7 protein-coding genes, 2 tRNA genes and 1 riboswitch are annotated in these 13,873 nt (G+C 63.3%); of the genes, 4 read left to right on the plus strand and 5 right to left on the minus strand.

Translation table 11 applies throughout. The features are described 5' to 3' along the window. Positions 1–34 precede the first annotated feature (34 nt). On the minus strand, positions 35–1,279 hold the full coding sequence (gene glyA / locus R1Z03_RS05350) for a serine hydroxymethyltransferase (RefSeq protein WP_284428734.1): 1,245 nt from the start codon (positions 1,277–1,279) through the stop codon (positions 35–37). A 34-nt stretch (positions 1,280–1,313) separates the two neighbouring features. Beyond that, positions 1,314–1,463: riboswitch (ZMP/ZTP riboswitch) on the minus strand. 70 nt (positions 1,464–1,533) lie between these two features. Beyond that, positions 1,534–2,403 (minus strand): lytic transglycosylase domain-containing protein, encoded by an 870-nt coding sequence (locus R1Z03_RS05355; RefSeq protein WP_284401787.1) that lies wholly within the window; start codon positions 2,401–2,403, stop codon positions 1,534–1,536. Between the two features lie 716 nt (positions 2,404–3,119). On the opposite strand from R1Z03_RS05355, the gene R1Z03_RS05360 reads away from it, so the two are divergent. Continuing rightward, positions 3,120–6,872 carry a DUF748 domain-containing protein gene (locus R1Z03_RS05360; protein WP_317357493.1) on the plus strand — a complete coding sequence of 1,251 codons (3,753 nt, stop codon included), beginning with the start codon at positions 3,120–3,122 and terminating at the stop codon, positions 6,870–6,872. A 263-nt stretch (positions 6,873–7,135) separates the two neighbouring features. Continuing rightward, positions 7,136–9,871: a DUF349 domain-containing protein gene (locus tag R1Z03_RS05365; RefSeq protein WP_317357495.1), complete on the plus strand. Its 2,736-nt coding sequence runs from the start codon at positions 7,136–7,138 to the stop codon at positions 9,869–9,871. 222 nt (positions 9,872–10,093) lie between these two features. Here the strand turns inward: R1Z03_RS05365 and R1Z03_RS05370 are convergent. Together R1Z03_RS05370 and R1Z03_RS05375 are read right to left on the minus strand one after the other, a co-directional pair. After that, positions 10,094–10,178 (minus strand) — tRNA-Leu (locus tag R1Z03_RS05370). 165 nt (positions 10,179–10,343) lie between these two features. Continuing rightward, positions 10,344–10,428: transfer RNA gene (locus R1Z03_RS05375), tRNA-Leu, on the minus strand. A 19-nt stretch (positions 10,429–10,447) separates the two neighbouring features. Here R1Z03_RS05375 and rnr point away from each other — a divergent pair. Next, on the plus strand, positions 10,448–12,745 hold the full coding sequence (gene rnr / locus R1Z03_RS05380) for a ribonuclease R (RefSeq protein WP_317357497.1): 2,298 nt from the start codon (positions 10,448–10,450) through the stop codon (positions 12,743–12,745). A gap of 48 nt (positions 12,746–12,793) precedes the next feature. Next, positions 12,794–13,549 (plus strand): SDR family oxidoreductase, encoded by a 756-nt coding sequence (locus tag R1Z03_RS05385; protein WP_317357499.1) that lies wholly within the window; start codon positions 12,794–12,796, stop codon positions 13,547–13,549. A gap of 50 nt (positions 13,550–13,599) precedes the next feature. Here the strand turns inward: R1Z03_RS05385 and R1Z03_RS05390 are convergent, their stop codons facing one another. Continuing rightward, positions 13,600–13,818 (minus strand): hypothetical protein, encoded by a 219-nt coding sequence (locus R1Z03_RS05390; RefSeq protein ID WP_317357501.1) that lies wholly within the window; start codon positions 13,816–13,818, stop codon positions 13,600–13,602. Positions 13,819–13,873: the final 55 nt, after the last annotated feature.

Genomic DNA, 13,873 nt, shown 5'->3' on the forward strand with positions numbered 1-13,873 from the left:
GGCAGGCGGCGCTGAGCGGAGAGCGGGGCATGGATCAGCCGTAGACGGGAAAGCGCGAGGTCAGCGCGTGCACCTTGGCCCGCACCGCAGCCAGGTTGGCCTCGTCGCGCGGGTTGTCCAGCACATCGGCCAGGAGATTGGCAGTGAGGCGCGTTTCCTCTTCCTTGAAGCCCCGCGTCGTGATGGCCGGCGTGCCCACGCGGATGCCGCTGGTCACCATCGGCTTCTCAGGGTCGTTGGGGATCGAGTTCTTGTTGATGGTGATGTGGGCGTTGCCCAGGGCGGCTTCGGCTTCCTTGCCGGTGATGCCCTTGGCGCGCAGGTCCACCAGCATCACGTGGCTCTCGGTGCGGCCGCTCACGATGCGCAGGCCGCGCTCGATCAGCGTCTCGGCGAACACCTTGGCGTTCTTGGCGACCTGTTCCTGGTAGGCCTTGAAGCCCGGCTCCAGCGCTTCCTTGAAAGCCACGGCCTTGGCGGCGATCACGTGTTCCAGCGGGCCGCCCTGCAGGCCGGGGAAGATGGCGCTGTTGATGGCCTTCTCGTGCTCGGACTTCATCAGGATGATGCCGCCGCGCGGGCCGCGCAGGCTCTTGTGCGTGGTGGAGGTGACCACGTCGGCATGGGGCACGGGGTTGGGGTACTGGCCCGCGACCACGAGGCCGGCGTAGTGGGCGATGTCCACCCAGAAGATCGCGCCGATTTCCTTGGCGATCTTTGCGAAGCGCTCGAAGTCGATGCGCAGAGAATAGGCCGATGCGCCGGCGATGATCAGCTTGGGCTTGTGTTCACGGGCCTTGGCTTCGAGCGCGTCGTAGTCAATCTCTTCCTTGTCGTTGAGGCCGTACGAGACGATGTTGAACCACTTGCCGCTCATGTTCAGCGGCATGCCGTGCGTCAGGTGGCCGCCTTCGGCCAGGCTCATGCCGAGGATGGTGTCGCCGGGCTTGAGGAAGGCCAGCAGCACGGCCTGGTTGGCCTGCGAGCCGGAGTTGGGCTGCACGTTGGCGGCTTCGGCACCGAAGAGCTTCTTCACGCGGTCGATGGCCAGTTGCTCGACCACGTCTACGTTCTCGCAGCCGCCGTAGTAGCGCTTGCCGGGATACCCTTCGGCGTACTTATTGGTGAGCTGCGAGCCCTGGGCGGCCATGACGGCGGGGGATGCGTAGTTTTCGCTGGCGATCAGCTCGATGTGCTGTTCCTGGCGAACGTTTTCGGCCTGGATGGCGGCCCAGATTTCAGGGTCGGCCTGGCTGACGAGGATATTGCGTTGGTACATGTTGGCAGTCCTATGAACTGGTGTCCCTTGAAACAAGGGCTGCCCAGGCGAACGGCGGAACACAGCAGGCCTTTCAGCCCGTGCGGCACGCTCCCCAGTGGTTCACAGGGGGTGAACCCCTGTCGGTTTCCACGTCAGCGGCGGCAGTGGAGTGCCGCGCCTATCGCCAGTTGCGTACCCCGCGAGTGTAGCTGACCGCACCGGGCCTGGCGCCCGAGGATGTGAATCGATGCCCCAAGTCGGGCACCGTCGGTTCAAAGGTCGGAGAGAAGCGCCACCTTGTCGGCGCTGGCCTTGGGGGCTTCCGCTTCGGCGGCCGCCTTGGCGGGAACGGTCTGTGCCGGCGCTTGCGTGGAGAGCATCGGCGGGGCAGCCGGCGTGGCGGGAGCCGGCGGTTGCAAGGGCACCGAGCGGCCGCTGGCTACCTGGCGCAGGCGGAAGTGCTCGGCCAGCACCTTGGCGGCGTACCCGCCATCGTCGGGCAGATTGGCCGCGCCGACGTAGTAGCGCAAGCCGCCTTCGAGGGACCCGGCGCGGGTGATGCATTCCTGCAGCACCTTCACGCCCACGCGCAGGTTGCTCACCGGATCGAAGGCCGCGAAGTGGCCACCGAAATTCTGGTACTTGTCGGTGTGCACGTTCGTCATGACCTGCATCAGGCCCTGGGCGCCCACCGCGCTCTGGGCGAAGGGGTTGAAGCTCGATTCCACGGCCATGATCGACAGGATCAATGTGGGGTCCAGCTTGGTCTTGCCGCCGATTTCATAGGCTTCGGCCACCAGCACTGCCAAAGGCTCCGGCGCCACACGGTACTTCTTGCTGAGCCAGTAGGTGACGGCTGCCTGCTCCTTGGGCAGTTCCTTCGGATTGCTCGCCGTGGCGCGCTCGCTGGCTTCCGGCTCGATGGGCGTGCCCATGACCGCGACCTGGCGGGCTTGCAGCCAGCCCATCAGCTTTTCTTCTCCGGTCTGGCGCAGGTCGGGACGCGCGGTCAAAGTGATGACGGCAAAAGCGACAGCCAGGCCAAGGAGGGCGAAGCTGCTGTGGGTGATTTCAAGAAAACCGTCGATCACATCGGATGCGAACGTTCGCACTCCGGCGACCACTGTTCCTAACGCTGTCATGTAGCTTTTCCTTTCTGAGTCGAGGCCTGAGCAAGGTGGCCCACAAGGGGCCAGGCCGTGCCAGGCATCTCGCCTGGATTGGTACGCCATCAGGTTCGCATTGCCTCCGGAGAGCGTTCAATGACCGAACTGACTTAGCCGGGATCGGCAGCGGATGGAAGATCGTCAACCCCGTTTTTCAGGGCTCGCGGATTCTAGGAGGGCTCTTAATACAGAGTCAATACTAACAAAACCGATCGTTAGATCAATTCGATCTTAAAAATCTGGTAGGAAACACAGGTTTATAGGGTGCATCGGCACTCTTGCATGAGGCATCGTTACCGCTTCTGCAGCCCCACTGTGATGAATGCAATCGAGGCATGGAGGGCGATTGAAAATCCAGCTTGTGGTGGCCCGCCAACTTGGCTAAAGTGGCCTTGCCTGAGTGATTCAGGCATCGCCGGACGAAGCGGAGCCGCCCTCCAGACGCATGCAGTGCACTGAAGGTGACTGGTCAAACTTCCAAGGCAGACCCCGGAGGCAATACCTTGCCTCCTGCCCCGTGGACGTTCAAGCTCCAGGGTGCAAATGATGGCAAAAGACCGTTGTGTCAGCCGTCAAGCCCGGTGCGGATCGACAGATCCCACCGGGCTTTCTTTTTTGCGACTGGTTACATGTTGACCCGGCCGATTTCTGCTCGAATCCCATGATCTGTGCAATGAAAACCGGACTCTGACGTGCCCCTGCAAGCGCTTTCGATCATCAAAAACCCGTGGGTGCGCCGCGTGGCGTGGACGTTGCTGGCTTGGCTGGGATTCTGGGCGCTGGCCTGGGCCGTGGTTCCGACCGTGCTGCGCTACGTGCTGCACACCAAGGTGTCCGAGCAATTGGGGCGAGAACTGTCTGTCGGGAAGATCGATTTCAAGCCATGGACCCTGGAGCTGGAACTGCGGGATCTGAGGATGGCTGCAGACACTTCGGAAAAGGAGCCCCAGTTAGAAATTCAGCGCCTCTATATAGATGCAGAACTGCAGTCCCTTTGGCATCTGGCGCCGGTGATCGACGCGCTGCAGATCGATGGACCCACATTGCGTCTGTCGCGCACGTCGGCTGGGCAGACCGACTTCGATGACCTGCTGAAAAAGTTCTCGACACCATCCTCGGCGACGGCCGCGCCCCATGCGCAGCCCCAGCGGTTTTCGTTCTACAACATCGTGGTGAGGGACGGTGCCGTGGATTTCGGCGATGCGCCACAAAAACGGGTCCACACCGTGCGTGGATTTTCCCTGAGCGTGCCGTTTCTGAGCAATCTGCCCGCGGACCGCACCGTGAAGGTCGCGCCCCATCTCGCCTTTCAACTGAACGGCACGGCGTTCACGACCGGGGCCCAGAGCACGCCATTTCTGGACAGCCGGGACACCGAAGCCACGCTGCAATTCAAGGGGTTGGATCTGCAGCCGTTCCTGGCCTACCTTCCTCCCGCCATGCCGGTACGCATCGAGCAAGGCACGCTGGACGCCGATCTGCGGCTGACGTTCCAGAAACAGTCCGAACCTGCTCTTTCGGTGAGCGGCGTGGTGCAGGTCCATGGTGCACGCGTGAGCGATCGACAGGGTGGCCCACTGCTGTCGTTCGACATGGTCACCGCCCAGGTGGCGGCGCTGCAGCCTTTCCAGCGGAAGGTGCATGTGGCTTCGCTGGAGTGGCGCGGGCCGCATGCGACGGTGCGGCGTGACCGGGAAGGGCGCATGGCCTTGCTGGGCGGTGCGGCGCAAGACCAGAATGCCACGAAGGCGGGGACCAATGCGGCTCATGATGCACCGTGGGATGTGGTGGTGGATCGGGTGGCCATCAATGGGGGGCAGGTGGACTGGCTGGACGATGGGACAGCAGTGCCCGCCCGCATCTCGGCCCGCGACCTGCGGGTGCGCGCGACCCGGCTGGCCTTGCCACTCACCCGACCAGTGCAGTTCACTGCGGATGCGCGGCTGTCGTCCGAAGCGGGGAGCGACGCCGCGACCTTGTCGCTTCAAGGGGAGGTGCTGGCGCAATCGGGCCGCGTGGCCGTGTCCGCCCGGGGCTGGCCGTTGTCCATGGCCCGGCCATACTTGGCCAACCTCGTCCAGCCCCAACTGGACGGAACGCTGGATTCCGATGGGGGCATCGCCTGGAACGGCTCCGCGTGGGCGGCAAAGATCGCGAAGCTGTCGGTGGACCGCGCCGAATGGGCCTGTGCTCCGGCTGGTCGGGACTGCCCAGCGGGGACCGCCACGGTCTCGGGCCTGCGCAACAACGCGGCCTGGGCTGAAATCGGCCGCATCGAGGTCGAGGATGCGTTGATCCGGATGCCGCAGCGCACCGTTGCCATCGCGCGGGTGGCGACATCGCAGCCCAAAGTGCGCCTGGAGCGTACTGGGGACGGGCGCTGGATGGTGGAGCGCTGGCTGACGACGGTGCCCGACACCGCAGGGAAAGGCCGTGTGCCAGTCACCGCCGCAACGCGCACGGATGCAGCCCCCGGCTGGAGCGTGCAACTGGCCGAAGTGTCGGTGGACGGTGGAGCGCTGGCGTTCAACGATGCGGCCAAGGCACAGCCTGTGGCGGTAATGCTCGACACCTTCCAGATGCGTGCCAAGGGCTTGGCATGGCCTGTGAATGCCGGCGCACCTCCAGTGTCGTTGTCGCTATCGGCACGCCTTGGGGCCGGGCGGACAGATCCCGGCAACCTGGCCTATGAAGGAACGGTGCAGATGACGCCCCTGTTGGCACAGGGCAAGGTGCAGGCGTCCCGCCTGCCACTGCATCCCTTCAAGCCGTATGTGGACAACCCGTTGGCGGTCGATGTCGTGCGTGCCCTCGGCAGCTTCAATGGCGAGGTGCGTTATGCCGCGCAAACCGACGGCCCGGACGTCGGCGTGCGGGGCAATGCCGCACTGGACGAGGTGCGGGTGAGGGCCCTGGCCGTTCGCCCAGCCGCGAATGGACCGGCCGACGGGGCTGCACCCATCCGTGGGGAAGAACTGCTGAACTGGAAGTCGCTGGCCCTGCAGGGGGTGGATTTCACCCTGGCGCCCGGAAAGCCAACCGCGCTCGACGTCAAGGAAACGGCGTTGAGCGACTTTTTTGCCCGCATCATCGTTCAGCCGAATGGGCGCATCAATCTGCAGGACCTTGCTCAGCCTGCCCAGGGGCCACCCGGTGGATCGGCAACAGCGGAGGCTTCCCCCGACATCACCCCAGCGGCTGGCTCGACGCCGCCCCAGGCCACCAAGCCGGCAATGGCGCCGGTCATGCGTTTCGGCCCCGTGGTGCTCACTGGCGGTTCGGTGCGTTTTACCGATTCGTTCGTTCGGCCCAACTATTCAGCGGACCTGAGCGAATTGAATGGTCGCCTGGGGGCTTTTGCGTCCGCGCCCTCCGCCGAGGGCGGTGAGCCCGCCATGGCCGAACTTCAACTGCGCGGACGGGCGCAGGGCTCGGCCTTGCTCGACATCACGGGGCGCCTGAATCCGCTGGCCAAGCCCTTGGCACTGGACATCCAAGGCCGGATGCGCGATCTGGAACTGCCGCCGCTTTCGCCCTACAGCATCAAGTACGCGGGCCATGGCATCGAGCGGGGCAAGCTGAGCATGGACGTCAACTATCGTGTTCTGCCAGATGGTCAATTGACGGCCAGCAACAAGCTCGTGCTGAATCAATTGCGTTTTGGCGAGCCGGTGGAGGGCGCTCCGGCCAGTTTGCCCGTGCGCCTGGCCGTTGCCTTGCTGGCTGACCGAAATGGTGTGATCGACGTGGAACTGCCGATCAATGGCTCGCTGAACGACCCCCAGTTCCGCCTGGGGCCGGTGATTTTTCGCGCGGTGGGCAACTTGGTGATGAAGGCGATCACTTCGCCGTTTTCATTGCTGGCCGGATGGATGGGGGGCAGTTCTGAGCTGGATCGCGTCAACTTCGCCCCGGGCAGCGCGGCCCTGGACGATGAAGCCCGAAAGACGCTCGACAAGATCGGGCAGGCACTCTCGGACCGACCGGGACTGAACATGACCGTCGCCGGGCACGCTCAGCGAGAAGCCGAACAAGAGGGCTGGAAACGGGCCGCGCTGCAGTCCCGGGTGGCGGCACAAGCGCGCCGCATGGCTGCGCGGGGCGATCAAGCGCCCTCGGAACCCCAGGCGCCTGCGCCGGGATCTCCGCAGTACGCTGACTCGCTCAAGGAGGTGTATCGCCGCACCGACATGGCCAAGCCCCGCAATCTGGTCGGCATGGCGAAGGATTTGTCCGTGCCAGAAATGGAAGCCTTGTTATTGGCGGACATGGCGATTCCCGATGAGGCGATGAGAGAACTGGCACAGGCACGGGCAGTGGCGGTCCGTGACTACCTGGCGGGGCGGCAAGTCGCGCTGGGGCGATTGTTCGTCGGCGCACCGAAAATTGATTCGGAGAGTGTGAACGGGGCGCCCCACGCAGAACTTACTTTGTCCACTCGCTGACAGAGCGCATCCGGTGGAAACAAGCTTTTTCATCCATCCATGGCCGTGGGCTACATTGCCGTATTGCAGTCGCAGCGCTGCACCCCATATTCAGCGCTCCAGTGTCTGAACCATGGCCCCGTGTGCCCGCTGAGTCCGAATAAAAACGCCCCATGTAGGGGACTTGCTAAAACCGGGCGAAAATAGCGCCCTTGTCGGCGGCGTCATCTGCGCTGCCTGTAGGCGCTGGCTCCCTCGGCCACGGCCTTTTACCCCCTGAATCCATGTTTCCCTTTTCTTCTCGCAACAAAATGTCTGACGCACCCGAAGTGAACCCGGCCCCGGCCAAGCACACCGAGCCGCATCCCTTGGATGCGCTGACGGGCGGCGCGTTTTCCGCCGCGACCTCGGGAGAGAGGGCATCGCGCATTCGCGAATGGCTGCAGACCCAGCCGTCGGCGGAGCAGTTGCAGGAGGTGTTCAAGGAACTGAGTGGGCGCGACAAGGGCGCGGCCCGTGCTGTTCGCGAGCGCCTCGATGAAATCCGGCGTGCCAAGGGCCAGGAGGCGATCGCTGCCGAGTGGGCCGAAAAGGCGCAGGGCTTGCTGGCTGCTGCCAAGCTGAACATTGCCGACGCGCTGGCTTGGCAGCGCGACGCGGCCAAGGCGGGAGCCCCTTTGTCGCGGGAACCTTTGGCATCGCTCAAGGTGCAATTGGCAGAGCGCATGAAGGTCATCGAAGATCTGCAGCACCGTGTGCAGGTGCAGCGCGAGGCCGCAGTGTTGCTGGCCCAGCGCATCGAGGTGCTGTCCACCAAGCCCTGGCGTGATGCCCAGGCCGCATTGGAGGCGCTGCGCACCGACGTGGGCCGTTGGCAGCAACAGGCGCAGGAACTGACGGACGACCCATCCTGGGCCAGCGTGGAAGCGCGCTTCCCGCCGTTGCTGGATGCTTCGCGCACTCAGTTGCTCGTGGTGTGGGATGCATTCCAGCCGGCGGTCGCGCAGGCGGTTGCTGCGTCGGAAGATCCTGCGGCAGCGTTGCCCCCGGTGCCCGTGTGGGCGGATGAGCTTCGGGTGGCGCGTGGCCAACCATCGGAAGCCGCAGCCGCAGCCGCGGCACAGCCGGCCGTGCGGCCTCCCGCACGCTCCAAGGTGGATCCTGAAGTGCGAGACAAGGCGGTGCAGTCCGTTCGCGACGCATTGGGCAAACTGGAGCGTGAGACAGCGGAAGGCCACGGCAAAGCCAGCGCAGGCGCTGCAGCCGCGCTGCGCAGCGTGCTGAAAACCCATGGCAAGCACATCGATGCGGCACTGGAGCAGCAGGTGCACACCGCTTTGGTTGCGGCGGGTGAACTCGAAGGCTGGCAGCGCTGGAGCGCGGACCAGGTCCGGGAAGATCTGGTGGCCCGTGCGGAAGGGTTGCTGCAACGTCCCGAAGGCCAGGCTTTGGGCGGTCGCAAGATGCAGGAAACGCTGCGCCAGTTGCGCGAGCAGTGGAAACAGGCCGACCAAGGGGGGCCGGCCAACCATGCGCTGTGGAAAAAATTCGACGAGGCTTGTAATGCCGCCCACAAGGTGGTCGAGGCGTGGCTGGAAAAGGTGCGTGCCGATGCGGCTGAGCACAAAGCCCAGCGTGTGGCCTTGCTGGACGAGGTGAAGGCTTGGACGGCGGCCCAGGCAACGGCCGGGCAGCCCGACTGGAAAGCGGTCAACCGTGCGCTCCACCAGTTCGGCGATCGTTGGCGCGATGGCGGTCATGTCAGCGAAAAGGTGTTTGCTGAACTGCAGCCCCAATGGAAAGAAGCCATGGCCGCCGCCGCCGCGCCGCTCGAAACCGCGCAGAAGGACAGCCTGGCACGTCGGCATGCGCTGATCGATGAGGCAACCGCATTGGGGGCTGCGCCGACACTGCGGGTCGACGCGGTGAAGGCACTGCAGCAGCGCTGGCAGGCCGAAGCGCAGTCCGTGCCACTGGACCGCAAGCACGAACAGAAATTGTGGGATGCCTTCCGCAAGCCCATTGACGAAGCGTTCAATCGCAAATCCGCTGATCGCGACAAGATGGCTGGCGAGATCAGCGCCCGGGACCGCGTCGTTTTGGAAGCCTCCAAGGCGCTGGAGGAAGCGAATGCCAGCGGCGATGCGCAAAAGATCCGTGGCGCAATGGTCGCTCTGGAGGCTGCGCTGCGTGGACAGGCATTGGCCAATGAAGCGGCAGCATCCGCTGCGCAGAACAGGCCAGCTGCCGCGTCGGACAACGTGACTTCCGCACCCGCAGAAGGGGCCGCGGCTTCGGAAGGGGAGGGCGCCGATACAGATCAGGCTCCGCCGCCTGCCGCGGCGCCGAAGCCTACGCCACGTCCCGTGGTGGCTGTGCGTGGCGACGATCGCCCGGGTATGAAAAAAGATGCGCCTGCACTGCCGGGCCGTCCAGCACGGCCGGGAGACCGCAAAGACGGACGAGGTCCGCGCGATGCCTCCGGCCCGGGCCGGGGTGGCGATGCGCGGGGCGACCGGTTCGGGGATCGGGGTGATCGGTTTGGGGACCGTTCGGAAGCCCGCGGTCCTCGCCTGGGCGACAGTGCTTTCCGTGCCCAGCGCGAGGCACTCGAACATGCGCAACTCACACTGCGCAAACTGGCTGCGCAAGCGCATGGCGAGGCACTCACCCAGTTGATTGCCGCTTGGCAAAAACGTGACGCAGCCCAGTTGCCCAGCGTGCAGGAACTGGGAGTACAAGCGTCCGTCCGCTCTGCATGGACCCAGGCGGTTTCTGCCGCGCCCCAAGGGGATGCATCGGAGGCTTTGCTGAGGCTGGAAATGGCGGCCGAAGTGCCGACCCCTGCGGAGCAGTTGCAGGCCCGCCGTGCACTCCAACTCCAGTTGCTCACGCGCCGAAACGATCCCACGCCCGTCCAGACGTGGGGCCAGGATGTGGCCCGGGTGCTTGCAAGTGCAACCGACGAAACCAGCGCCCGCAGGTTGCAGAACGCGTTGAAGACCCTGCTGCGTAAATAAACGCGAATTCAGCAAGGCCGTTTGGCCCAACCGGCCTTGCTGTTCTACCAACCCGCCAATGGAGAACTGCGGGTTGGTGGTTGGCAGAAGGCTCCAGCCTTCGGTCGCGTAGCCACGCCGATGGCGGAGCGGCTCATCACGGAATGAGCCGAGCCATGACATCAGGTTCATGGCGCATCGGGCAAAAAAAAGCCGCTGTTTTCACAGCGGCTTTTTTGAATTTGGTGCCCAGGAGAGGACTCGAACCTCCACGATGTTACTCGCTAGTACCTGAAACTAGTGCGTCTACCAATTCCGCCACCTGGGCATTTCAGGAAAGACTCGAATTATAGAGTCTTTTTTGAAGGCTCTGGCTGAGTTGCAAAATTTATTGTTGCGACCATGCCATGCGCCGGGAATGCGGACAATAAAAAAAGCCGCTTCAAAAGAAGCGGCTTTTTTGGCCGACAACCCTGCAGGTTGTCGTTAAACTTGGTGCCCAGGAGAGGACTCGAACCTCCACGATGTTACTCGCTAGTACCTGAAACTAGTGCGTCTACCAATTCCGCCACCTGGGCATTTCAGGAAAGACTCAGATTGTATATCAAAAAAACGACCCCTGGCGCACCTGCTGCGCGCAATGAAGACGAGATTGAAGGCAGTGTGCAGGGGCATCGCGACGGGCATGGATTTGTGCAGCGAGACGATGGCGAATCCGATATCTATATTCCCCCCAACGAGATGCGTGCCGTGCTCCATAAGGATCGCGTGCGTGTCCGGATCGTTCGCCAGGATCGCCGGGGCCGTCCGGAAGGGCGCGTGGTTGAAATCGTCGAGCGGCCCGACCAGCCCATCATCGGGCGATTGCTTCAAGAGAGCGGTGTCTGGCTCGTGGCCCCGGAAGACAAGCGCTATGGCCAGGATGTTTTGATCCCCAAAGGGGCCACCGGAACGGCAAAACCAGGGCAGGTGGTCGTGGTTCAACTGACCGAGCCGCCAGCCCTGTTCGGGCAGCCGGTTGGCCGAATCACCGAGGTTCTGGGCGAGGTGGACGATCCAGGCATGGAGATCGAGATCGCGGTGCGCAAATACGGCGTGCCGCACGAATTTTCGGCCGATGCTTTGGCGCAGGCCAAGGCACTGCCCGATAAGGTCCGCGCGCAGGACAAGCGCAGCCGGGTGGACCTGACGGACGTGCCGCTGGTCACCATCGATGGCGAAGACGCGCGCGATTTCGACGATGCCGTGTACTGCGAGCCAGCCAAGGTTGGCCGCGCCAAGGGGTGGCGACTGCTGGTGGCGATCGCGGATGTGAGCCATTACGTGGAGACTGGCAGTGCGATCGATATCGACGCTTATGACCGGGCGACGAGCGTCTATTTCCCACGGCGCGTGATTCCCATGCTGCCCGAGAAACTGTCCAACGGTCTGTGCTCGCTGAATCCCGAGGTGGAGCGCCTTTGCATGGTGTGCGACATGCTCATCACGGCCAAGGGCGACGTGCATGCATACCAGTTCTACCCCGCGGTGATGTTCAGCCACGCCCGCTTCACCTACAACGAGGTGGCCGCCATCCTGGCCAACACCCGTGGACCGGAGGCGACGAAGCGCAAGCCCCGCGTCAAAGACCTGCTCAATCTGCACGATGTCTACAGGGCCCTGTTGGCTGCGCGGCATGTGCGCGGTGCCGTGGATTTCGAAACGACCGAGACGCAGATCATTTGCGATGACAACGGCCGCATCGAGAAGATCGTGCCACGCACCCGCAATGACGCGCACCGCCTCATCGAAGAAGCCATGTTGGCTGCCAATGTCTGCAGCGCCGATTTCATCGCGCAAGGTGGGCAGCCTGGCTTGTTCCGAGTGCATGAAGGGCCGACGCCTGAAAAGCAGGAGATCCTGCGCAATTACCTCAAGGCCATGGGGGTGGGCATGTCCATTGGCGACGATCCGAAGCCTGGCGACTTCCAGGCCATTGCCGACGCCACCAAGGACCGCCCCGACGCTCAGCAGATCCATACGATGTTGCTGCGATCGATGCAGCAAGCCATCTATACGCCGATCAACAGCGGCCATTTCGGGCTTGCATTCGAGGCCTATACCCACTTCACCAGCCCGATACGCCGTTACCCCGATCTGCTGGTTCATCGGGTGATCAAGGCCATCCTCGGTAAAACAAAATACCGGCTGCCGGCATTGCCCACGCCTGGCGAAGCCCATGCCAAGCTGGCCAAGCGCCTGGCTGCGCGCGTCGCTGCGCCCACCATGCAGCCGCGAAAGGAGGCTCCGGCAAGCACCCGGGAAACGCAGGCCTGGGAAGCGGCAGGGCTGCACTGCAGCGCCAATGAGCGCCGGGCGGACGAGGCCAGCAGGGATGTCGAGGCTTGGCTCAAATGCAAGTACATGCGTGAGCACCTGGGCGAGGAGTACAGCGGCGTGGTCAGCGCAGCCACCAGCTTCGGCATCTTCGTGACGTTGGACGCCATGTATGTCGAAGGCCTCGTGCATATCACTGAGCTGGGTGGCGAGTATTTCAAGTTCGACGAGGCCCGCCAGGAATTGCGCGGCGAACGCACTGGAATACGCTATGCGATCGGCTCGCGCGTAAGGGTGCAGGTGAGCCGGGTGGATCTCGATGGCCGCAAGATCGATTTTCGACTCATGCGTGAAGGTGAAGACCTTGCGCCCCCTCGGCCGACAAAAGGCAAGGCAACCGCGGGCGCCGGCTCCTCCGACAGCCGGGCTGCGAACACTGCGAGCGGCTCGAACAGAAAATCCTCCAGCAAATCGGCTACCCGGGTGTCGACTGACGAGCGTTCCTCGCGCAAGCAGTCGCCCAAGGCCGCCGGAAAGCGTGCGGGACCTCCCGCCAAGGGCCGCAAATCCCGCAGATGAGCGTTACCACGCCGCTACGTTGAACAATAATCCCATGAGGAATGGTTGATGAGTGATTCATCCAGAGTGGCCATCGTGACCGGCGCCGGATCAGGCATTGGCAAAGCCGCTGCGTTGGCCTTGTTGAAGGACGGATGGCGTGTGGTTCTCGCAGGACGCCGGGAATCGCTGTTGCATGCCGTGATTGCCGAAGCCGGTGCAGCGGGGCGATCCTTGGCGGTTCCCACGGACGTTGCGGATCCCATTGCCGTTCGGGCCTTGTTCGACCGAGCAGTGGAGGCTTTCGGGCGAGTGGATTTGCTGTTCAATAACGCTGGCGTCGGCGCGCCTGCTGTGCCCATTGACGAGTTGCCGCTGGAGCAGTGGCACAAGGTGGTCGGCACTAATCTCAATGGCATGTTCTATTGCCTGCAGCAAGCCTTTCGTGTGATGAAGGCGCAGCAACCGTCAGGCGGTCGCATCATCAATAACGGTTCCATCTCTGCACACGTTCCACGGCCCCATTCGATTGCCTACACAGCCACGAAGCACGCAGTCTCTGGACTCACCAAAACCGCGTCGTTGGACGGCCGGAAATACGATATTGCAGTGGGTCAGATCGATGTAGGCAATGCGGGGACGGAGCTTGCCCAGCGCATGACGCAAGGGGTACAGCAGGCAAACGGGCAGATAGCGGCTGAACCGTTGATGGACGTGGACATCGTCGGCCAGTCAGTGCTCTACATGGCCAATTTGCCGCTGGAGGCCAATGTGATGTTCCACACGGTAATGGCCACCAAGATGCCATTTGCCGGGCGAGGCTGAAGCCTTCCTATCGAGAGGGTTGGGGCCGCGAGTTCCGGCCTCTCCTCCCTTTAAGCCGCCGAAGGCGAAAGATTACCGATGGTGAAGTCGGAGCAGCGAAGTGGCGAGTTGTTCATCGATGACGCAGCTGCTCCTGCCCGTTCTGTACCCAGGGAAATGGTGTTTTGCCCCACTGGAGGCTGGATCGCATCGGTGGAGGAGAAAGCCACATTCTGCTCAGGTCTGCGCTCTTGGTATGTGGACAGGAAGGGCCAGGATTTACGGGTCATTTCTATCTCCTAGAGAAGTGCAGGCGCCGGATTGAGGATGCTTGTTGCCAAGCAT

Source organism: Acidovorax sp. BLS4 (assembly GCF_032929295.1).
Taxonomy (GTDB): Bacteria; Pseudomonadota; Gammaproteobacteria; order Burkholderiales; family Burkholderiaceae_C; genus Paracidovorax.

Excerpts from the sequence above, each read along its gene's own strand:
- glyA (WP_284428734.1), bottom strand. The coding sequence starts at position 1,279 with ATGTACCAACGCAATATCCTCGTCAGCCAGGCCGACCCTGAAATCTGG.
- R1Z03_RS05355 (WP_284401787.1), bottom strand. The coding sequence starts at position 2,403 with ATGACAGCGTTAGGAACAGTGGTCGCCGGAGTGCGAACGTTCGCATCC.
- R1Z03_RS05365 (WP_317357495.1), top strand. The coding sequence starts at position 7,136 with ATGTTTCCCTTTTCTTCTCGCAACAAAATGTCTGACGCACCCGAAGTG.
- R1Z03_RS05385 (WP_317357499.1), top strand. The coding sequence starts at position 12,794 with ATGAGTGATTCATCCAGAGTGGCCATCGTGACCGGCGCCGGATCAGGC.
- R1Z03_RS05390 (WP_317357501.1), bottom strand. The coding sequence starts at position 13,818 with ATGACCCGTAAATCCTGGCCCTTCCTGTCCACATACCAAGAGCGCAGA.